Raw genomic sequence first — 19,264 nt, 5'->3', positions numbered from 1 at the left:
TTCGCCTTTCACGCCTCAATCCCTGATAATCTGAACGTAGGCCATGGATCTTCTGTCCAAACTCAACCCCCAGCAGCGCGAAGCCGTCGAGACTGTGGATGGGCCCGTACTCATCCTTGCGGGCGCTGGCTCGGGCAAAACCCGGGTAATCACTTTCCGAATTGCCTACCTGGTGGAAGAAATGGGGGTTGCGCCGGATTCCATCCTGGCCGTCACGTTCACCAACAAGGCAGCCTCGGAGATGGCCGAGCGCGTGGACAAACTCGTCGGCGGGCGCACTCTGGCGAAGCCCACGATTTCGACCTTTCACTCGTTCTGTGTGAGGGCGCTGCGGCGCGACATCAATGCGCTGCAGGTGAATGGCAAGGGCTTTACCAAGGACTTCGTCATTTACGACGAAGCCGACCAGCAGATGATCGTAAAAGCGGCGCTACGGCGGCTGGGCGTGGATGACAAGAAGGTCACGCCTCGGTCGATCCTGTCACACATCTCGTGGGCGAAGAACCACATGCTCAACCCAGAAGATGTGTATCTGAACTCGCGCGACCCGAACACGGAAAAAGTAGCGCAGGTCTACCAGATCTACAAGCAGGAACTCGCGAAGGCGAACGCGCTCGACTTCGATGATTTACTGCTGCAGACGGTGCGGCTATTCAAGCTCTCGGAGCCGACGCGCGAAAAATATCAGCGCCGCTATCACTACCTGCTCGTGGATGAGTACCAGGACACGAACCGTCCCCAGTATGAGGTCATGAAATATATGGCTGGCAAACGGCACAATATCTGCGCCGTGGGCGACGAGGACCAGTCGATCTATTCATGGCGCGGTACCGACATCCGCAACATCCTTGAATTCGAGCAGGACTTTCCCGAGGCAAAGATCATCTGCCTGGAGCAGAACTACCGCTCTACGCAGAACATCCTCGAGGGCGCGTCGGCGGTGGTCCGCAACAACGTCAAGCGCAAGGGCAAGAACCTGTGGACGGAGCGGCAGGGCGGATCGAAGATCGGTTACTACGAGGCTCCCGATGGCGAGAACGAGGCGCTGTTCGCCGCCGATTACATTTCCAAGTATCTAGGCAAGCGCGCCGACGAGGGCCAGACCGGACGCGCGGCCGTGCTCTATCGCACGAACTCGCAGTCGCGACTGTTCGAAGAGGCGCTGCGCCGTTACGGGTTGCAGTACCACGTCGTCGGTGGCTTTTCGTTCTATGAGCGCGCCGAGATCAAGGACATGATCTCGTACCTCAAACTCATCCTGAACCTCGACGACTCGATTGCCCTGCAACGCGTGGTGAATACGCCGGCGCGCGGCATCGGAAAGACGACGATGGACACGGTCGAGCGAATCGCGCTCGAGACCGGCAAGTCGCTGTGGGGGGCCGTCGGCGAGGTCATCGATCGGCAACTGTTGCCGGCGCGAGCGTGCCAGGCTTTGAAGGGCTTTCGTGAACTGATCGAAGATGCACGGGCGATGGCGGCCGGTACGTACGCAGATCGGTTAAGTTCCACGCTAACCACCCCTAAGGCTGCGGAGAAGCCCGCTGCGATTGAAATTCCAGAAGTTGAGGTAGGCGATCAGCATGGGTTTGGCTTCGAAGGTAGCATCGATTTCTCGCCCGAAGCGCTGAGCGAAGATGCGACGGAGTTCTCGCCCGAGGCGCTGGAAGAGGCTGAAGTCGCCCAAGAACCTCGCCCCGATTACCTCATCAAGCTAGACCAGAGAATTTCCCGGCTCGAAAGCAAGATTGCATCATTGGCCAACGAGGTGATCGGCATTCGCCTGCAGGGCTGGAGGCTGGTCGGGGTTCTCCATCATATCGACGGTGTCACTACTGCTTTTGACGTTCCGGGAAAGGAGGTCCCGTTCGAACTTCGAACGGCACCGCCCGGGTGCGCTCATTGCGGGTTGAAGCGCAAACGAATTGACACCTATGTGATCGAGGCTCCGGACCGAAGCGCGATTCAAATCGGGAGTGACTGCGTTCAAAAGTTTCTGGGAGTCGAAGCTCCTGAGGCGTTCAAGCGGCTTTCGCGGGCCTTGTACGAGCTGCTTAAGGCACGGAAGGAACTTGAATCGAGCGAACGCGATTGGATCGCGGCAGAAGCCCTGGCAAACGCCACGAAGCATTCGGATGTACCTGCAGCTCTGGCACCCAACGAAGAATGGCGAAGTGTAGCAGAGGAGTACGAACAAGAGCACTCATACGAAGATATTGAGCAGTTGCTCGATCCTTCCAGTACCCCTCACATCATCAAGTTCCTCATTGATCGCACTGGCTACATCCGACAGCTTGAACAGGAGGACACGCCGGAGTCCCTGTCGCGCATTGAAAACCTGAAGGAACTCGTGAACGCCGCTATGGATTCGCGCGACCGCGGCGAGACCATCGGCGACTTCCTCGACCACGCGGCGCTGGTCAGCGACACCGACCAGTACGAGGCCTCACAGCAGATCACACTGATGACCTTGCATTCTGCCAAGGGACTGGAGTTTCCTCTGGTGTTCCTCGTCGGATTAGAAGAAGGTTTGTTCCCGCACGCGCGTACGTTGCTCGCGCCCGACGACATGGAAGAGGAGCGGCGGTTGTGCTATGTCGGCATGACACGCGCGATGGATGCGCTGGTCATTACGAGGGCGCGCTATCGCCGGCGCTGGGGCACCGATATGCCGGAGGGTTCGACGCCATCGCGATTCCTTGAGGAAATTCCGCCGCAACTGATGGAAGACCTCGGCTCTCCAGGCGGAGTGCATCGCGAGCGCGTCAGCATGTACGACACGTCATCGGAGCGCCGGCGCTTTGCCGCCCAAGGCGCGGACGACTACACCTCGACACATTACGACTACGAGAACGAAGACCAGTCGGGCGGACGCGCGCCTTCATACTCGCGGCAGAAGAAACCCGCGTACACGGGAACCCGCTACAACTCCATCGACAATATCGCCGAGTTCTTCGCATCGCGCGGAAAGAAGTTCTCGAGGCCAAAAATCGATCTGCCGGAGCCGACGGGGAAGAAGGGCTTCCAGGCCGGTGCCCGCGTGATTCACCCGAAGTATGGTGAGGGCACGGTGGTTCGCCGAGAAGGCGATGGCGACGAAGCCAAGATCACCGTTCAATTCGCCCGCCACGGTATGAAAAAGCTGGTGGAGAAGTTTGCCCAACTGCAAAAAGCCTGACCCACGCATCAGCCTCAAAATGACGGAACCTGCTCCCGGCAGATTCCGTATCACCTCCTAGCGAGGTGTCTCTATGCGGCGGAAATCGATCCTGCTGTTCGTAGTACTCCTATGCAGTCTTGCGTATGCTGACGAGTGGAAGCGCGAATATAAGGTTGGGGCGAAGCCGGAGCTTCGTGTCGAAACCAATGACGCACGGATTGAAGTGCGGCGTGGAGGGCAGACCATCCAGGTCCGGGTCGAAACCGAGGGCTACAAGATCGGCCCCGGCGATGTCCACATCTATGATCACCAGGACGGCGACGCCGTCACCGTCAATGTGCGGACGCCGAATGGCCCGTTCATCTCATTCCATAATCGCTCGGTTCACGTCGAAGTTAGTGTTCCTCCAAACACGAAGCTCGATGTCCATTCCGGCGACGGTTCGGTCGCCGTCTCTGGAATCTCCGCGCCAGCCGACATTTCGAGCGGCGACGGGCGCATCGAGGTCTGGGACTTTGCCGGCCCACTAAAGGCGAGGACGAGCGACGGCAGCATGAAAGTGTCCGGACGCTTTGACGATCTGAGCCTCTCGAGCGGCGACGGCCATATCGATTGTGAGATTCAGGCCGGATCGCGCATGAACGGGCGATGGTCGCTTCGGACCGACGACGGCAGCGTGAATATACATCTTCCCCAAGGCTTCGCCGCTGATCTCCAGGCGCGAACCGGCGATGGTCACATCCGTATCAATCTGCCAATCACGATGAAGAGTTCCAGTTCCGAAGGTCATCGGCTCGAGGGAATGTTAAACGGCGGCGGCAACGTCCTCGATCTCCAGACCGGGGATGGGTCGATCAACGTCAACTGAGGGTGGCGGGCTGTTGGTTGTTAGGGGCTGGCCAAAATCGGACCTGTTCGTTGGGTCTGCCCTGCGTGGATTCGGGTTTCACCAGCAATCAGCAACTAGCGACGACCGACCAGCAACCGGCGACGGATATGTGAAGAACTTGCGTCTTTTCCAGCCCTGCACTATTCTAATTAACTAAACGGTTAGTTATGCCCATTCCCCGCAAGAATTCGGAGCATAGCCGGCGCGCCATTTTGGAAGCGGCTGCTGCGGAATTTTCCAGCCAAGGTATCGCCGGAGCGCGGATTGACACCATTGCCGCCGCAGCCCGCGTCAACAAGGCCCTGCTCTATTACTACTTCCAGGACAAAGAGACCCTGTATGGTGCCGCCTTGCAGCACACGTTTGGCGGTCTCCTGGAAGAACTGGTCCGTATCCTCGATACCGACCGCCCGGTGGGGTACAAGATCCTGGCATACGCGCTGACGCACTTCAACTACGTTGCCGCACATCAGCATTACCGGCGAATGGTGCAGCACGAAATGATGCGCGCAGGGACGGGGCAGAGCCGCCATTTTGAGAATCTGGTGGAGACGTTCTTTCGTCCGCTGCTGCGCAGGCTCTCCGAGGTTCTCGAATCCGGAATTTCTACTGGCGAGTTCCGGCGAATGGACCCCCTTCAGTTCGTGCAATCGATGATCGCCACCGTAGTTTTTTACTTCACCTCGGTTCCGGTAGTGCGCGCGGTCGGAGGCTTCGATCCGCTTTCGCGGGAAGCACTGGATCGGCGGCGGAAAGCGATGCTCGAGTTTCTTGCGGGTGCATTGTTCGTCAACCACGCCCATGCGGAGCGCGTAGTTCAAGAAGTTCTCGAAAATATTTCCGACGGTGAGACGTCAAGCAAACTAGAAGCCCCAAAGCCTCACGACCGTTCTAGCCGCCGTTCGACAGAGATGCGCAAGAGAAAAGAGGTGCGATGAAATCACGGTTCTTCATATTCATGGGACTTCTCGTGGCCGGAGCGGTGATTTATTACTTCTTATCCACCAACCGCTCCAGCGATCTCGTGCTGATTGGAACCGTCGACGCCAACCAGGTGATCGTCAGTTCGAAGATCATGGGTCGCATCGAGAAACTGACCGTACAGGAAGGTAGCCCGGTCAAGGCAGGTGAACTGGTCGCAACCATCGACAAAGGCGAACTGATGGCCCAGAAGAACGCCGCGGAAGCGACACTGGCGAGTCTGCGTTCGCAGGTAAGCGGCTCGCGCTACAACGAAAAGCAGGCTGCAGGCGAGACCGAGAACAACCTCGCGAATGCTCGCGCAACGCTTTCAGCGGCCAAAGCCTCGCTGGCAGAAGCACAGGCAAGCCTTGAACAGCAGCGGTTGAACACGCAGCGCACCGTCGCGCTCGCGCAGCAGGGCGTCGCGTCGCAACAGGACAAAGACAACGCCGAGACGGCGCTGCAGGCAGCACAGGCGCGAGTTCAAGCAGGCAAGGACCAGGTCACGGCGGCAGCAGCCGCTGTGAAGGTAAGTGAAGCACGCCTGAACCAGGCGCAAGCGGCGACCGCCACCGTCGCCTCCACGCGCCAGCAGATGGAGAATGCGCAGGCCCAACTCGCTGACGCGGAAGTTCGTCTCGGCTACACGAACATCTACGCGCCGGTTACGGGGACCGTTTCGCTTTGGGCGGCGCGGCAGGGCGAGGTCGTCAATCCGGGAACGCCGATTATCACAATAGTCGACCTGAACGATACTTGGGTCTACGCGTCAATTCCCGAGCAGTACTCGGACAAAGTCCAACTCGGCGACACGCTCACCGTGCAGCTGCCAAGTGGCGAACGCGTGAACGGTAAGGTAATCGCGAAGGCGGCTGAGGCGGATTTTGCCACGCAGCGCGACGTAAGCCGCACCAAGCGCGATATCAGGACGATCCGTTTGAAGTTGCAGATCGATAACCCGGGACAGAAATTTACACCCGGAATGACGGCCGAAGTGCTGATACCCAAGTCGAAGTTGGAGCCGAAATGACGCCGTTTTTCAGCAAAAAGACGAGCGCGAGTCCGCATCAGAAGGACGTTGCGATTGCGGTGGATCACATTGTGAAGCGGTACGGCGATTTCACAGCCGTCGATGACATCTCGTTTGAGGTGCATGACGGCGAGATCTTCGGCCTGCTCGGACCAAACGGCGCGGGTAAATCAACACTGATCCGGATGATGACCACGCTGATCCCGATTACGGCGGGCAAGGCTTACATCGCGGGCTTTGATGTCTCGACGCAGGCTGACGAGGCGCGGCACTGCATCGGCGTTATCCCCCAGGCGATGACCAGCGATATCGATCTGACCGTCGAGGAGAATCTGTCGATTTACGCGAAGCTCTACGGAGTTCCGACCGAACAACGCGCGCGCAGGATTACCGACCTGCTGGAAGCGGTGGACCTTGCGAAGTGGCGCAAAGCGCAAACGAAGACGCTCTCCGGCGGCATGCGGAGACGGCTGGAAATTGCTCGCGGCCTGGTGCACAACCCCAAGATTTTCTTCCTCGACGAGCCGACGACCGGCCTCGATCCGGTATCGCGCGTGGCCGTCTGGGAAATGCTCAACAAGCTCAAGGATCAGCGCCACCTCACCATGTTGATCACGACGCACTACATGGACGAAGCCGACCGGCTCTGTGATCGCATCGCGATTGTCGATCATGGAAAACTGGTTGCGCTGAACACCCCCCTTGCGCTGAAGCAGAGCGTTCCGGGCTCGAACGTGATCGAGGTGCAATTCCTGTCGCCACCATCAGGATGGGAAGAGCAATTGCGGCAGCTTCCCGATGTCACGGATGTTCACTCCGAGAGCGCGGGTGCCTATCGCGTCCTTTCCAGTAACGGGTCGCGGACGACGACAGCCTTGGTGGAGGTCTCGGTAAAGGCGGGCGTCGAAATCCACTCGCTTTCCGTACAGAACACAACGCTGGATGACGTTTTCGTCCACTACACCGGACGTCAGTTGCGCGACGAAGCCGTTAAGGCTTACCAGTTCGTGATGCCACCGCGTCCCGGGATGCGGCCTTAGGAGTTTCTGATGACCAGGATGATGGCGATTATCGAGCGCGAGCTGCGGAAGTTCTTCCGCTCGCCCACGCTCATGCTGGTCTCGATGGTGTTTCCGCTGGTACAGTTGATCATTCTGGGTAACGCTTTCGGCGGCAAGATTCGCGACGCCCGCATGGGGTTAGTCGACGAAGATCACGGGCCGCAGGCTGTACGCATAAAGGAAGCATTCGACGCCGTCGCCGCGAACGTTCGAACCTTCGTACCGGTCTACTACGACAATGAAAAGGACGCTAAAGATGCGGTTCGTTCGGGCAAGCTGAACGCCGCAGTGATCATCCCGCCGCAATTTTCAAGGCGCGTATACCAGGGAGAAAAGCCCGAACTTGGACTTGTAGTCGATAACTCCGACCAGTTCATGAGTTCCAGTCTCGAGTCGAAAATGACCGAACTGGTGCAGGCGCTCAACCGGCCTGATGTACAGCAGCGCACGCCCGATAAAATCGCTCTCCAAATCGTCGAGTTGTACCCGTATATCGAGTACATGAAGTACCTGCTACCGGGGTCGATCGCGCTGGCGATGTTTGTCTCGGTCATGATCGGGGGCGGAATGTTGTACATCGACGACAAGGCGCGTGGTGTGCACGAGGGTTACCTGGTCACGCCGATCACCAAGCTGGAGTTGATTTTTGGGCTCAATATTGCAGGCGCGCTCAAGGCTATTCTCGCGGGCATTGCGCTTTCTATTATGGGCTCGCTGATTGCCGGACTTGGAACGATATTCGATCCCTTCCGGATGTTCCAGATGGTGCTTCTAATCACGGCGACATCCCTGGCCTTCAATGGGATGATGTTCCTGCTGATGGTGCGCATCGAGGATCCGCTGGTGCCGCGCGCCATGTTTGGCATCCTTAACACTTTGTTGTTCTTCCCCAGCGGCGCCATCTACCCGATCAATGCGTTTCCCAAATGGCTGCGCTCGATCGCCTGGGTCGATCCGTTCTCGTATGCCGTACATGGGTTCAAGACGGTCCTGCTGAAGCAGGCGGGCTTCTCTGCGATCGCGACTGACTTGATATACCTATTCGGCTTCGGGGTCATCCTGCTGCTGATCGCCGTGCCCCTGTTCAAGCGTACCCTGTAAAGAAGGGCCCGGCGCAAGCCAGGCCCCATTTCCCCCCGTCTCGGTGGGCGGACTTAGTTGTGCTGGCGCTTCCCGGTGGCCATGCCGCTACCGGCTTCGCGTGTCGCTTTGCCGTTGCTGGTTGCCGAACTCTTACGATCTGGCTGGTGGCCACGTGAGAAGTCGCCTTTCATCTGCGCGGGAGCGTCGGAAGAGGCGTCCGGCGTGACATTTGCATTTGCGTCATCGGCTTTCACACGGTTGTTCGTAATGTTCGATTTGGATTTCACGATAGCGCGATCCGCCATTCCGTCACCGTCCACGTCGCCGGTGGCCATCCGGTTGTTCTGGATGTTAGACCGCGACTTGGTGGCCGTGCGTTCTCTGCCTTCATAAAGCGGATTCTGGCCGGAACTCCCATTGTCTTTGTACATAGGGTTCGACTGGGCGCCACTCATGCTGTTCTTGTTTGTTCCTTGAGCCTGCCCGTCGTTGGAGCCCATCATGCGTCCCGTAGCCATTCCGCTGCTGGCTTCGCGCGCCGTGGTCACGTTATCCTGCGCAGGTTGCCCGCTGACGGCCTCGCGCGCCGCGAGGTCGCGATGCACAATTTGCTTCTTTTGCAGATGTTGATCGGACTGCGCCGCCGCCAGTACGCTGACGCACGCGATTCCAACGGCCAAAATCGTCTTCTTCATAAATTCTCCTCGCAAACGAGCGCCTTCGCCCGCCGCGGTTTCTGAAATGTGATGTGGACCCGGAGCCCCTGCCATCCTTGAAAGTCTGACGATTCTCCACTTGTCACCTAAGTGCCGCAAGTTACGGAGGTCACGAAGCTGATCGGGAGGAACCCGTATGAAAGGCCCGGTGTCAAATCTCACGGGGACACCTGAAAGACTTGTCCGTGCGTTACACTTTTCAGGTACAACGAAGTGGCTCAATATCTCTATCTCATATAAAGAACGCCCATGCCGACCACAATCTTCGAGGCTAAGCCGTACGATCCGGTAAAGGAACGCAAAAAGAGACTGATCATCTGGACTTCGGTGATCAGCGTACTGGTCATTGTTTTCATTGTGTGGTGGTTCCGTTACCTACCATACGAGCACCGCGTCGACCTGTTCTTCGACGCTTTGCAGCAGCGGAACTACGAGAAGGCGTACGGCATCTGGATGAACGATCCGAACTGGAAACAACATCCACAGGAACACAGCCAGTACCCGTTCAACGAGTTCTATATCGATTGGGGACCCGGTGGTGAGTGGGGGCTCATCAACAGCCATCACGTGGATGGTGCAGTTGCGCCTAGCCATGGCAGCGGGGTGGTAGTCGTCACAACCGTCAATGATCGGAAGGGCGACCGCGCCCGCATCTGGGTGGAGAAATCAGATAAAACAATGCACTTCTCGCCGTACTGAGTATCGGGAAGTCCGGTTGTCGGGAAATCGGGCAAAAGAACTGCGGACTACTCAATTGGTACCAGATTCTCCTACACCAAACGAAAAGCCCCGGCAGGTGATTCCTGCACGGGGCTTCGTACTTTCCGCGCTGCGGCTTAGCGCTTCGACTGGCCGCGAGCCATTTTCTTGACCTTGCGCTTCTTCTCGCCGCGGGCGTGCGTGCGAGCCGCTTTCGGCTTGGCGGCTTTCGCTTTCTTGCGCGCTGCGCGCTTGAGCTTCTTGCGTTCAACTTTATTTTCAATCTTCGATGTATCCATTCCATTCCTCAATCAAGTTGCGAGCGCGTAGCGTCGCGATTTCTGTGCTCTTTCAGTGTATCGGGACCACGAGTTTTTGTCATGCTGGAGCAGAACAACCTTCATTAAGGACGCCTACTTCGAGTACTGGTTCCTGCGCCGGTCTTCGTGCCGGTGGAGACCGAGTTCAATTAGCTTCGTGATTAGTTCAGGGTAGGGAATCCCGGTCGCTTCCCACAATTTCGGGTACATGCTGATCGACGTGAAGCCCGGCATCGTATTGACTTCGTTGATATAGATCTTCTCGGTTACGGGATCCATGAGAAAGTCGACGCGCGCGAGGCCCGAACAGTCGCAGGCCTGGAAGCCGCGGATTGCCATCTGCTGGACCTGCTTCTGCAGGGCTTTGCTGATCTTCGCCGGCAACACCAGTTCCGAGCCTTCGTCGATGTACTTGGCCTCATAGTCGTAGAACTCCTTGATGGGCACGATCTCACCGCAGACAGAGGCCTTCGGGTTGTCGTTGCCGAGCACCGCGCATTCGATCTCGCGCGCCTTGCGCTTCGTCCCGCCGACCCCCTGTTCGATGACGATCTTGCGGTCGAACCTTGCGGCTTCCGCCATGCCGGTCGCCAGTTCGCTGGAATCGTGCACCTTGGTGATTCCGACCGAGGAGCCCAGATTCGCGGGTTTAACGAATACGGGATATTTCAACGAGGACTCAATGAGCTTCTTGACCTTCTTCGGCACCTGCTCCCAATCGCTGCGGAGCACCGTTACGTGCTTCACGATCGGCAGCCCGGCGTCGCGAAAGAGACGCTTCATGATGTCTTTGTCCATTCCGGCGGCGGAGCCGAGAACGCCCGAGCCGACGTAGGCAATGTCGGCGAGTTCAAGCAACCCCTGGATTGTGCCATCTTCGCCGAACGTGCCATGAAGCACGGGGAAGATGATGTCGACGTCGATCGCGCCAGTCGCAAGCTGATGGTTGGGGCTCTCGAACGGCACGAGGCCCGTATGCGCACTCGGCTCCGGTGGAACGAGGATAGACTCACCCTTCGCGAGTATCGCCGCGCCTGGTGTTGCCGCAGGATCGCCCGCGCGCAAATGGTGCTCCGTTTTCGTATCGCCCTTCAGTAACTGCTCGGCATGGAGGTCCGTCAGCCACCGCCCTTCCTTGGTGATACCGATCGGCACCACATCAAAACGAGTCTTATCAATGGCGTTCAGTACCGACGCCGCCGAAAGCAACGACACCTCATGCTCACCACTGCGACCGCCAAAGAGAATACCGACGCGAAGCTTCTTCATCTTCAGTTCCCAGTTTCCAGTTCAAAAGAATAAAGTAGAAGAACGATCTTACCCCCTGAGAAGCAAGAAAAAGCGCCGGAGGAATCCGGCGCTGCACTAATACTTTTGAGTGTTCGCTAGATGATCTTCTTTCCGAACGCGGACATCGCCAGTTCAACCGCCAACTCCGCTGTTTGGTTCCGCTCATCGAGCACCGGGTTCACTTCGACGATCTCGAAGCTCAACATCCGCCCGTGGTCGGCGATGATTTCCATTGCCAGGTGGCCTTCGCGATAAGTCGCGCCGCCCTCGACCGGGGTTCCGACACCAGGCGCGTCCTCGGGATCGAGCCAGTCCATATCCAGCGAGACATGGTACCCGGCCGTGTTGCGCCCGGCGTGGCGCAGCGCCTCTTCCATTACCGCTCGCATCCCGCGCTCGTCGATGTCGCGCATCGTGTAAACCTGGATGCCAGCCTTATGGATGTTCTCTTTTTCGTGGGCATCGACGTCGCGGATGCCGACCAGCACGCAGTTCTCTGGCGCGATCTTCGGCGACCAGTTGTAGATGTTCGCGAGCTCCGCTGGCCCCAGCCCCATAATCGCTCCCAGCGGCATGCCGTGAACGTTGCCGCTCGGCGACGTACCGGGAGTATTGATGTCGCTGTGGGCGTCCATCCAGATGAGCCCGACCTTCTGATTCTGGCGGCGATAGAACTCCGCCAGCCCGGAGACCGAGCCGACCGCCATGGAATGATCTCCGCCGAGCGAGAGCGGCACTTTGCCGTTTTCCAGCGCCTTCAGGACCAGGTCGGCGTGTTTGTGGCAGGTTTGGGTGATTTCTTTCAGGTACTTGGCGTCGGGATGGCCCGGGTTCTTCTGTTCGGGCATGGGAACATTGACGTTGCCGCCGTCCTCCACCTTGTGGCCGAGCGTCTCAAGCTTGGACTCCAGCCCGGCACAGCGAACCGCCGACGGACCCATGTCGACGCCCCGGCGCGACTGGCCCAGGTCGAGTGGAACTCCAAGAACACGAATAACTTTGGGAGTGATGCTGCTTGCGATTGCAGGCTGGCTGACCATAAGTGTTTCGAAGGGGCCGATAAGCAACTCTGATTGGATGCACGAGAGCCGGCGCCGGCGTCCCCACTTACGCCGATAGCCCTATTCTACTCTAAATAAAAGAGTTAGGACAAGAATGACGAATGTCGGAATGTCGAAATTGACGATTGACAACAGAATTGACGATTGACGATTTTCTCATTGACGATTCAAAAGCACGGGCCTCCGTGCCTCATGTTTTCAATCGTCAATGTGACAATCGTCAATCCGACAATTGCGTTACGGGTACATCCGGTGTAGCGTGCGCGCGAACGGAATCGTCTCCCGCACGTGCTCCAGCCCGCAGATCCATGCCACCGCTCGCTCAATTCCCATGCCGAACCCCGAGTGCGGCACCCCACCGAACTTCCGCAAGTCGAGGTACCACTTGAAAGCTTCCTCAGGGAGGCCATGTTCGTGCACCCTCTTGAGTAGCATCTCGTAGCTACCCATGCGCTGCGAGCCGCCAATGATTTCGCCGTAGCCCTCGGGAGCCAGCACGTCGACGCACAGCGCCTTGGTCGGATCCTTCGGGTCAGGTTCCATGTAGAACGCCTTCACCGCCGCCGGGTAACGGTGCACCATTAGCGGCCGGTCGAACTTCGAGGAGATGTAGGTCTCGTCCGGCGAGCCGAAGTCGTTGCCGTACTCGAACTTGTGCTCGAGTTCACCTTTTTCGTAGCCCTCGTGCAGCATCTTCACGGCCTCGTCGTAGCTGATGCGCGGGAACGGCGTCTCGATCTTCTCCAACTTCGAGACGTCGCGGCCGATCGTCTCCATGTCTGCACGACGATTCGCCAGCACGTACTTGACGACGTAAGTGATGAAGTCCTCGGCGAGCTTCATGATGTCGTCCAGTTCAGCGTAGGCAACCTCCGGCTCGACCATCCAGAACTCCGTGAGATGACGGCGAGTCTTCGACTTCTCGGCGCGGAACGTCGGCCCGAAGCTGTAGACCTTGCCAAGCGCCATCGCTGTAGCTTCGATGTAAAGCTGTCCGGATTGTGTCAGGTACGCCTGGTCGTCGAAGTAATCGACCTCAAACAGCGTGCTGGTGCCTTCGCAGGCCGCCGGAGTCAGGATCGGCGGATCGGTGAGGGTATAGCCATTGTTGTCGAAGAAATCGCGAACGGCCTTAATTATGGCCGCACGAACGCGCAGGATCGCCGCCTGCCGTGGACTCCGCACCCAGAGATGGCGGTTCTCCATCAGGAAGTCGACGCCGTGTTCCTTCTTCGAGATCGGGTAGGGTTGATCATCGGGCACACGCTGCACGACCTGCACACCATCGACTTCCATCTCGTATCCGCCGGGCGCGCGCTTGTCGGCGCGAACCTGGCCGCTGACGATTACGCTCGACTCCTGGGTCAGGGCCTTGATCGCGTCCCAGACCTCGGGCGAGACCTTGCTCTTCACCACCACGCCCTGCACCAGGCCGGTGCCGTCACGGAAAATGGGGAAGAGAAGTTTGCCGCTCTCCCGCAAGTTGTACAGCCAGCCACGAATCGTGACCGTCTGCCCATCATGCTTGCCGAGTTCTGAGATCGTCGTTACCGGAGCTGTCGTGACCTTTGCCTCTGCTTCCATCACCAAATCCTGAAATAAAGTCCTGGAAAAGTGTATCAGGGCACGCCTTCAGGCGTGCCGATGACCATTGCCCCTCTTTGCTTGTCATCACGAGCGGGCTTCAGACCGCGAGAGATCCGCTGTTCATACCTGGAGCGTTTTCCACGCCTTTGCCGTTATTTCCGGCACCTTCTTCCCGAATTCCGGATTCCCGTCCGGATCACCTTCTAGTTCGAGCAGTACCGGCGGCACCTGAGGACACGAGCGCAGCAACTCCATCGCGAGATTCCAGTCGATGGTCCCTTCGCCGGGAACAAGATGGGCGTCGCGATCCTGCTTGTTATCGTGAACGTGTGTCGAGCGAATGTACTCCTTCAAGGTTTCCAGCGCTGGCGCGACGCCGCCCTCGATATGTGCGTGCCCGGTATCGAAGCAAACGCCCACGTCGTCGAAATGTCCTGTCCGGATCAGTTCGACAATTTTCTCTGGCGTAGAGAGTTCGTTCGGTATGTTCTCGATCAGCAGGCGCACGCCGAGCGGCTTGGCGAAGGCCTTGAGGTGTTCGATCGAGGTCATGGCCGCGTCAAACTTGCCCATGTCGAACGACTCTGAGCTGGTTCCGATGTGCTGGATGAGGAAGCGAAACGGCAGGCGCTCGGCGATCTCGATGGCGCGCTTGATCTCGTCCATGGCCTCAATGCGAGTCTTGCGGTCCTTGCTCGCGATGTTGAGCGACGAACTGCGGCGCTCCCAGTCGGTATCCGAGTACATGGGCGAGTGCATGGAATGGAACTCGACCTGGTTGGAGTGGAACCAGCTGGCGAGTTCGCGTGCGTGCTGCGCGCTGGTGTAGTCGAAATGGCCGCGCGCGCCAAAGATCTCGATGGCCTGCGCACCCGCGCGCGCCAACTGGTCGAGGATCCCCGGATGCAACCGCTCGTGAACGTGAACGTACGTCGATATGGCTCGAATCATCTGTCAAAAGAAGGTACAAGGTTCAAGGCGCAAGGTACAAGAGACTCGACTCGTCTTGCGCCTTGTACCTTGTACCTGTTCAGTATCCTTCCGCCTTCCCATCATTCCGATAATCCGTGGCTCCCAGGCGCTCGCCCGTATTGGGGTCCACCATGATGCACTCGGCGTCGCCCCAGTATCCACCCTTCTTAATTGTGTAGCCCTTCTCTTCCAGCAGTTTGATCGTGTCCGGTGAAAACCCAACTCCTTCGATGCGCAGAATATCCGGGAGCCATTGGTTGTGGAAGCGCGGCGCGTTTACCGCCTCCTGAATGTTCAAACCATAGTCGACGACTCCGGTCAGAACATTCAGCACGGTAGTGATGATGGTCGGTCCACCGGGCGAGCCGAGAACCATGTAGAGCTTGCCGTCCTTGGTCACAATCGTCGGCGTCATGGCGGACAAAGGGCGCTTTCGCGGCCCGATGGCATTTGCCGGTCCTTGGATCAGCCCGAACATATTCGGGACTCCCTGCTTCGATGCGAAGTCATCCATCTCGTCGTTCATCAGGAAACCGAGTCCGGCAACCGTCACGCGCGAACCCATACCATCGTTCAAGGTCGTGGTCACCGAGACGGCATTTCCTTCGGGATCGACGACTGAGTAGTGAGTGGTCTGCGTGGGCTCGATCATCGCAACCGGCTTCATTTTCGCATCACGATCCAGTTGCCCAAACCTGGGCCGCTGGAGCTCTTTCGCCGGCGTCGCATGATCCGGATCGATCGTCTGCCGCCACATGTCGGCGTACTTTTTGTCGATCAACTCGTTTACCGGAACTGTGGAGAAATCCGGGTCACCCATGAAGTCCGCGCGATCGTAGAATGCCCGCTTCATCGCCTCAGCCGTCAGCTCTATGGACTGGGCCGAGCGGTTGCCCAGCTTGCCGAGATCGTAGCCTTCCAGCATGTTCAGGATTTCCACCAGCGCCACTCCGCCCGATGAAGGCGGCGGTGCCGAATAAACATCCAGGCCACGGTAAGTCCCGTGAATCGGCGCGCGCTCCACAGCGTTGTAGTCGGCGAGATCTTTCGCCGTGATCAGCCCGCCACCTTTCTGCATGAACGCGGCGATCTGCTTTGCCATCTCGCCCTTGTAGAAAACGTCGGGATTCTTCGCAATCCGCTCCAGCGTGTTCGCCAGCTCCGGCTGCTTGAAAACATCGCCCGCTTGGTAATACTTCCCGTTCCGCTGGAAGATGCGGTGCGATTCGGGGAACTTTGCGAGATCGGGATCACGGAAACTTTGCGCATCGGAGTAGGAGAGGACGAATCCCTCTCGCGCCAAACGGATCGCCGGCTGCATCACGCGCTGCAGCCCCAGTTTGCCCCACTTCTTCTCGGCATAAACCATGCCGGCAACGGATCCGGGCACACCCGAAGCCTTGTATCCCACCAGGCTCATGTTGGGAATGACATTGCCGTGCTCGTCGAGATACATGTTCTCGGTCGCGGCCGCCGGAGCCTTCTCGCGATAATCGAGGAAGCGAACATCGCCATTGGCGAACCGCACCAGCAGGAAACCACCACCACCAAGATTGCCGGCTTCAGGATGCGTCACTGCCAGCGCGAATCCGACAGCAACGGCGGCATCAACCGCATTGCCCCCGGCGTGCATGACCTCGATCCCCGCCTCCGTGGCGTCCTTCTGGACCGCCGTGACCATGGCGTGCTGGCCGTGCACCGGGCGCGCCGGAGCGGCGAAGAGGGTCAAAGAAAAAATCGTCAGTAGAAGAACGAGAAGGAGTCCCTTGCGCAGATTCGACGTGTTCATGGGTGCGATTGAGGCTAGCGCGGCATATGGAGCGTAGTCAACTTCGCCTGATGCCGGCTTTTGCTTTTGGTCGTTTTGCCTTTTGCCCGCTGCTCTTTGCCCTTGGTTTTTGCTTTGCCGGTGTTCCTTTTGCCGTCTTGCCGTTCAATTCTTCTTTCATACGCTTCGGCAACTTTTCAAAAACCAGCCGATATGCCGTCGTGAGCAGTTCTTTCAGTTCGTCATCCCGCACCACATCAAATCGCTCCAGCGCCAGCCACTGGCTACGGGCCAGGTACGGCGCCGGAACAATCCCCGGCCACTCCTGCAATTCGTAGAATTGCTCTGAGCTCGCCTTGAACGAGAGCACCACGTCGTCCTGCGGTTCGAGCGCCAGCACGACAAACATCTTGCCCCCAACCTTGAGCACCAGATGCTCGCCCCATTGCACGACCTCGGTGACGTGCGGCAGCCTGACGCAGTATTCGCGAATGGATTCGGCGTTCATCGGTCAGAGAATTGTATAGCGGGAATCAGCACGAAGGCACGAAGACACGCAGAACTACTGGGAGAATCCATTTTGCTCTTCCAGCCTTATCCTTTCATGTCTTCGTGCCTCGCGGTTTTCTTTTACCATTTTCTGACCAGCACGACCTTCGTATATGCCACCTGGAAGCCGTTTCGCTGCGAGCCCGAGGCTGGCTGCGTGCACACGACATGATTTCTGAAAACACAATTCCCAAGGTTTTTTGGTTTTGGGAATGACTTTCTCTGTGCCTCTGTGCCTCTGTGTCTCCGTGGTGAGTCGGTTCTAAGCTCTTCGATCCGCTCTCACTTCCTGCAGTTTTACCTTTACGTCCATTTTTTGCTTGCCGCGCCAGATGGTGACCGTGGCTGTGTCGCCGGCCCTGAGATTGTTCATCACGTGCGCCAGGTCCTGGGCCTCTTCGATCCGCTCCCCATTGATCGCGACGATCAGGTCTCCGCCGATCATGATCGGCGTATTGCCGAGGTACGCGCGCTGACTACCGCCACGCAGTCCGGCCTCGTCGGCTGCGCCGCCCGGAATCACCTGCATGATCAACAATCCATAGTCCGACGGCAGGCCGAGTTCATCCGCCAGTTCCGGCCCAATCGGCAGGCTGCGAATTCCCAGTGACGGCCGCCTCACCCGCCCGTACATCACCAGGTCATTGATGACCGCTTTCGCCGCGTTCACCGGGATCGCAAATCCGATTCCCGCGCTCTGGCCCACATTCGACGCAATCATGGTATTGATCCCGATCACATTTCCGTGCGAGTCCAGCAGCGGCCCACCCGAGTTTCCGGGATTGATCGCAGCATCCGTCTGGATAGCCTCGTCGATGAACGCTCCGCCCTCATCTCCCGGCTCGCGAATCGATCGGATCGAACTCACGATTCCCCGCGTCATCGTTCCATTCAGTCCAAATGGGTTTCCGATCGCATAAACCTTCTGCCCGACCTGCAACTGGCTGGAGTCGCCCAGCGTCACCGGGTGCAGGTTCGGTGCATCGATCTTGATCACCGCAAGATCATGCGAAGGATCGCGCCCGATGATTTGCGCCTTGTACTTCTTTTTGTTGGTGAGCGTCACTTCCACCTGCCGCGCGTCGGCGATCACGTGGTAATTGGTGAGGATGTCGCCGTCCTTATCGATGATGAACCCCGAGCCCTGGCCCTGCTGCGGCACCGGCCCGTAGAAGAAGTCGAACGCCAAGGACGTCGAGGTGATGTTCACCACCGACGGCGACACTCGTTTGTAAACGGCGATGTTGTTCTGTTCTTCGGCATCGAACGTTGGGGGCTCCGCCGCCTGCGTAATCTCCGGCGGGGTGCGGGGCTCCCAGCCCGGCTGGGTCCCGAATCGATGCGTGGTGTAAACCAGGAATGCGACCGCGATTACGGTCCCAATAACGATAGGTCTGCCAAGTTTCATTGAGTCCGCTCAAGTTCCAACATCTTGGGATGTCTGAAATTATAGACGCGCGGGTGGGCAGGAAGTTGCGGTCCGGCAACTAGGGTTTTTTCGCGGCCTCAATCTTACATAATTCCCGCCATATCTTGTCGACCTGCTCGTCGAGGTGCCCTACCGACCCAGAATTGTCGATTACATAGTCCGCCAGCTTTATCTTCTCGGACTCCGGCAGTTGCGCTTCCATTCGCCGCCGCACGTCCGCACACGCCTCATCTGGAGACATTCGCGCACGCTCCGCGAAGCGATCGATCTTCTGATCAAAACCGCAGGTCACTACGATGAGCTTGTCGAATCGCTTGTGCGCTCCGGCCTCGACCATCAATGCGGCCTCAACGATCGCGATCGCCCGCGATTCACGCTGCTCTATCCCCCGCATCCAATCATCCTGCAGCCTGATGACGACCGGGTGGACAATCGCGTTCAGTTCCTTGATACGTTCCGGGAAAGCGATATCGGCCAGCTTCGGCCGGCTGATGGTTTTGTCTTCATTGAGCACTTCGGGGCCAAAGTGCTCCACCACTTTTTCATAAACTTCACTGCCGGGCTCGAAAAGGTTATGCGCGATCACGTCGGCAAGGGCCACGTGCGCGCCGCGCTTCTCGAACATCGTCGCGACGGTCGTTTTTCCGCAAGCTACACCACCGGTGAGTCCCACTTTCAGCATAGCTT

At 58.2% G+C, this 19,264-nt stretch carries 17 protein-coding genes; 7 read left to right on the top strand and 10 right to left on the bottom strand.

Features of this window, described 5'->3' with window-relative positions:
- Nucleotides 1-43 precede the first annotated feature (43 nt).
- From ROO76_20340 to ROO76_20315, 6 genes are all read left to right on the top strand, one after another.
- Nucleotides 44-3,178 (top strand): UvrD-helicase domain-containing protein, encoded by a 3,135-nt coding sequence (locus ROO76_20340; protein ID MDT8070521.1) that lies wholly within the window; start codon nucleotides 44-46, stop codon nucleotides 3,176-3,178.
- Nucleotides 3,179-3,251: 73 nt separating this feature from the next.
- Nucleotides 3,252-4,028 carry a DUF4097 family beta strand repeat-containing protein gene (locus ROO76_20335; GenBank protein MDT8070520.1) on the top strand — a complete coding sequence of 259 codons (777 nt, stop codon included), beginning with the start codon at nucleotides 3,252-3,254 and terminating at the stop codon, nucleotides 4,026-4,028.
- A 188-nt stretch (nucleotides 4,029-4,216) separates the two neighbouring features.
- Entirely contained in the window at nucleotides 4,217-4,987 is a 771-nt protein-coding gene (locus tag ROO76_20330; GenBank protein ID MDT8070519.1) for a TetR/AcrR family transcriptional regulator, read from the top strand.
- Nucleotides 4,984-6,042, top strand: coding sequence for an efflux RND transporter periplasmic adaptor subunit (locus ROO76_20325; GenBank protein MDT8070518.1), 1,059 nt, complete (start codon nucleotides 4,984-4,986; stop codon nucleotides 6,040-6,042). Before ROO76_20330 ends, ROO76_20325 begins: the two co-directional genes overlap by 4 nt.
- A complete protein-coding gene (locus tag ROO76_20320) occupies nucleotides 6,039-7,082 on the top strand; it encodes an ATP-binding cassette domain-containing protein (protein ID MDT8070517.1) in 1,044 nt (347 codons plus the stop codon). The genes ROO76_20325 and ROO76_20320 overlap by 4 nt, the downstream gene beginning before the upstream one ends.
- Before the next feature lie 9 nt (nucleotides 7,083-7,091).
- The gene (locus ROO76_20315) at nucleotides 7,092-8,204 is read left to right on the top strand and encodes an ABC transporter permease (GenBank protein ID MDT8070516.1); all 1,113 of its coding nucleotides are present in this window, start codon (nucleotides 7,092-7,094) and stop codon (nucleotides 8,202-8,204) included.
- Between the two features lie 53 nt (nucleotides 8,205-8,257).
- On the opposite strand, the gene ROO76_20310 is transcribed toward ROO76_20315, so the two are convergent.
- On the bottom strand, nucleotides 8,258-8,881 hold the full coding sequence (locus ROO76_20310; protein ID MDT8070515.1) for a hypothetical protein: 624 nt from the start codon (nucleotides 8,879-8,881) through the stop codon (nucleotides 8,258-8,260).
- Nucleotides 8,882-9,151: 270 nt separating this feature from the next.
- Here ROO76_20310 and ROO76_20305 point away from each other — a divergent pair, with 270 nt between their 5' ends.
- Entirely contained in the window at nucleotides 9,152-9,601 is a 450-nt protein-coding gene (locus tag ROO76_20305) for a hypothetical protein (protein MDT8070514.1), read from the top strand.
- Nucleotides 9,602-9,738: 137 nt separating this feature from the next.
- On the opposite strand, the gene ROO76_20300 is transcribed toward ROO76_20305, so the two are convergent.
- From ROO76_20300 to coaE, 9 genes are all read right to left on the bottom strand, one after another.
- Nucleotides 9,739-9,900 (bottom strand): hypothetical protein, encoded by a 162-nt coding sequence (locus ROO76_20300; protein ID MDT8070513.1) that lies wholly within the window; start codon nucleotides 9,898-9,900, stop codon nucleotides 9,739-9,741.
- A 114-nt stretch (nucleotides 9,901-10,014) separates the two neighbouring features.
- Nucleotides 10,015-11,190: a D-alanine--D-alanine ligase family protein gene (locus ROO76_20295; protein ID MDT8070512.1), complete on the bottom strand. Its 1,176-nt coding sequence runs from the start codon at nucleotides 11,188-11,190 to the stop codon at nucleotides 10,015-10,017.
- Between the two features lie 116 nt (nucleotides 11,191-11,306).
- A complete protein-coding gene (rocF, locus tag ROO76_20290) occupies nucleotides 11,307-12,251 on the bottom strand; it encodes an arginase (protein ID MDT8070511.1) in 945 nt (314 codons plus the stop codon).
- 258 nt (nucleotides 12,252-12,509) lie between these two features.
- Nucleotides 12,510-13,856: an asparagine--tRNA ligase gene (gene asnS, locus ROO76_20285; protein MDT8070510.1), complete on the bottom strand. Its 1,347-nt coding sequence runs from the start codon at nucleotides 13,854-13,856 to the stop codon at nucleotides 12,510-12,512.
- A 123-nt stretch (nucleotides 13,857-13,979) separates the two neighbouring features.
- The gene (locus tag ROO76_20280; protein MDT8070509.1) at nucleotides 13,980-14,810 is read right to left on the bottom strand and encodes a sugar phosphate isomerase/epimerase family protein; all 831 of its coding nucleotides are present in this window, start codon (nucleotides 14,808-14,810) and stop codon (nucleotides 13,980-13,982) included.
- A 79-nt stretch (nucleotides 14,811-14,889) separates the two neighbouring features.
- On the bottom strand, nucleotides 14,890-16,620 hold the full coding sequence (gene ggt / locus ROO76_20275; GenBank protein ID MDT8070508.1) for a gamma-glutamyltransferase: 1,731 nt from the start codon (nucleotides 16,618-16,620) through the stop codon (nucleotides 14,890-14,892).
- Between the two features lie 37 nt (nucleotides 16,621-16,657).
- A complete protein-coding gene (locus tag ROO76_20270; GenBank protein ID MDT8070507.1) occupies nucleotides 16,658-17,107 on the bottom strand; it encodes an MmcQ/YjbR family DNA-binding protein in 450 nt (149 codons plus the stop codon).
- Between the two features lie 303 nt (nucleotides 17,108-17,410).
- Nucleotides 17,411-18,556 (bottom strand): trypsin-like peptidase domain-containing protein, encoded by a 1,146-nt coding sequence (locus ROO76_20265; GenBank protein MDT8070506.1) that lies wholly within the window; start codon nucleotides 18,554-18,556, stop codon nucleotides 17,411-17,413.
- Nucleotides 18,557-18,635: 79 nt separating this feature from the next.
- Entirely contained in the window at nucleotides 18,636-19,259 is a 624-nt protein-coding gene (gene coaE, locus ROO76_20260; protein ID MDT8070505.1) for a dephospho-CoA kinase, read from the bottom strand.
- Between the last annotated feature and the right edge of the window lie 5 nt (nucleotides 19,260-19,264).

The organism is Terriglobia bacterium (assembly GCA_032252755.1).
Lineage (GTDB): Bacteria > Acidobacteriota > Terriglobia > Terriglobales > Acidobacteriaceae > JAVUPY01.
This window is presented reverse-complemented; position numbering and strand designations above follow the sequence as displayed.

Excerpts from the sequence above, each read along its gene's own strand:
- ROO76_20340 (MDT8070521.1), top strand. The coding sequence starts at position 44 with ATGGATCTTCTGTCCAAACTCAACCCCCAGCAGCGCGAAGCCGTCGAG.
- ROO76_20335 (MDT8070520.1), top strand. The coding sequence starts at position 3,252 with ATGCGGCGGAAATCGATCCTGCTGTTCGTAGTACTCCTATGCAGTCTT.
- ROO76_20330 (MDT8070519.1), top strand. The coding sequence starts at position 4,217 with ATGCCCATTCCCCGCAAGAATTCGGAGCATAGCCGGCGCGCCATTTTG.
- ROO76_20325 (MDT8070518.1), top strand. The coding sequence starts at position 4,984 with ATGAAATCACGGTTCTTCATATTCATGGGACTTCTCGTGGCCGGAGCG.
- ROO76_20320 (MDT8070517.1), top strand. The coding sequence starts at position 6,039 with ATGACGCCGTTTTTCAGCAAAAAGACGAGCGCGAGTCCGCATCAGAAG.
- ROO76_20315 (MDT8070516.1), top strand. The coding sequence starts at position 7,092 with ATGACCAGGATGATGGCGATTATCGAGCGCGAGCTGCGGAAGTTCTTC.
- ROO76_20310 (MDT8070515.1), bottom strand. The coding sequence starts at position 8,881 with ATGAAGAAGACGATTTTGGCCGTTGGAATCGCGTGCGTCAGCGTACTG.
- ROO76_20305 (MDT8070514.1), top strand. The coding sequence starts at position 9,152 with ATGCCGACCACAATCTTCGAGGCTAAGCCGTACGATCCGGTAAAGGAA.
- ROO76_20300 (MDT8070513.1), bottom strand. The coding sequence starts at position 9,900 with ATGGATACATCGAAGATTGAAAATAAAGTTGAACGCAAGAAGCTCAAG.
- ROO76_20295 (MDT8070512.1), bottom strand. The coding sequence starts at position 11,190 with ATGAAGAAGCTTCGCGTCGGTATTCTCTTTGGCGGTCGCAGTGGTGAG.
- rocF (MDT8070511.1), bottom strand. The coding sequence starts at position 12,251 with ATGGTCAGCCAGCCTGCAATCGCAAGCAGCATCACTCCCAAAGTTATT.
- asnS (MDT8070510.1), bottom strand. The coding sequence starts at position 13,856 with ATGGAAGCAGAGGCAAAGGTCACGACAGCTCCGGTAACGACGATCTCA.
- ROO76_20280 (MDT8070509.1), bottom strand. The coding sequence starts at position 14,810 with ATGATTCGAGCCATATCGACGTACGTTCACGTTCACGAGCGGTTGCAT.
- ggt (MDT8070508.1), bottom strand. The coding sequence starts at position 16,620 with ATGAACACGTCGAATCTGCGCAAGGGACTCCTTCTCGTTCTTCTACTG.
- ROO76_20270 (MDT8070507.1), bottom strand. The coding sequence starts at position 17,107 with ATGAACGCCGAATCCATTCGCGAATACTGCGTCAGGCTGCCGCACGTC.
- ROO76_20265 (MDT8070506.1), bottom strand. The coding sequence starts at position 18,556 with ATGAAACTTGGCAGACCTATCGTTATTGGGACCGTAATCGCGGTCGCA.
- coaE (MDT8070505.1), bottom strand. The coding sequence starts at position 19,259 with ATGCTGAAAGTGGGACTCACCGGTGGTGTAGCTTGCGGAAAAACGACC.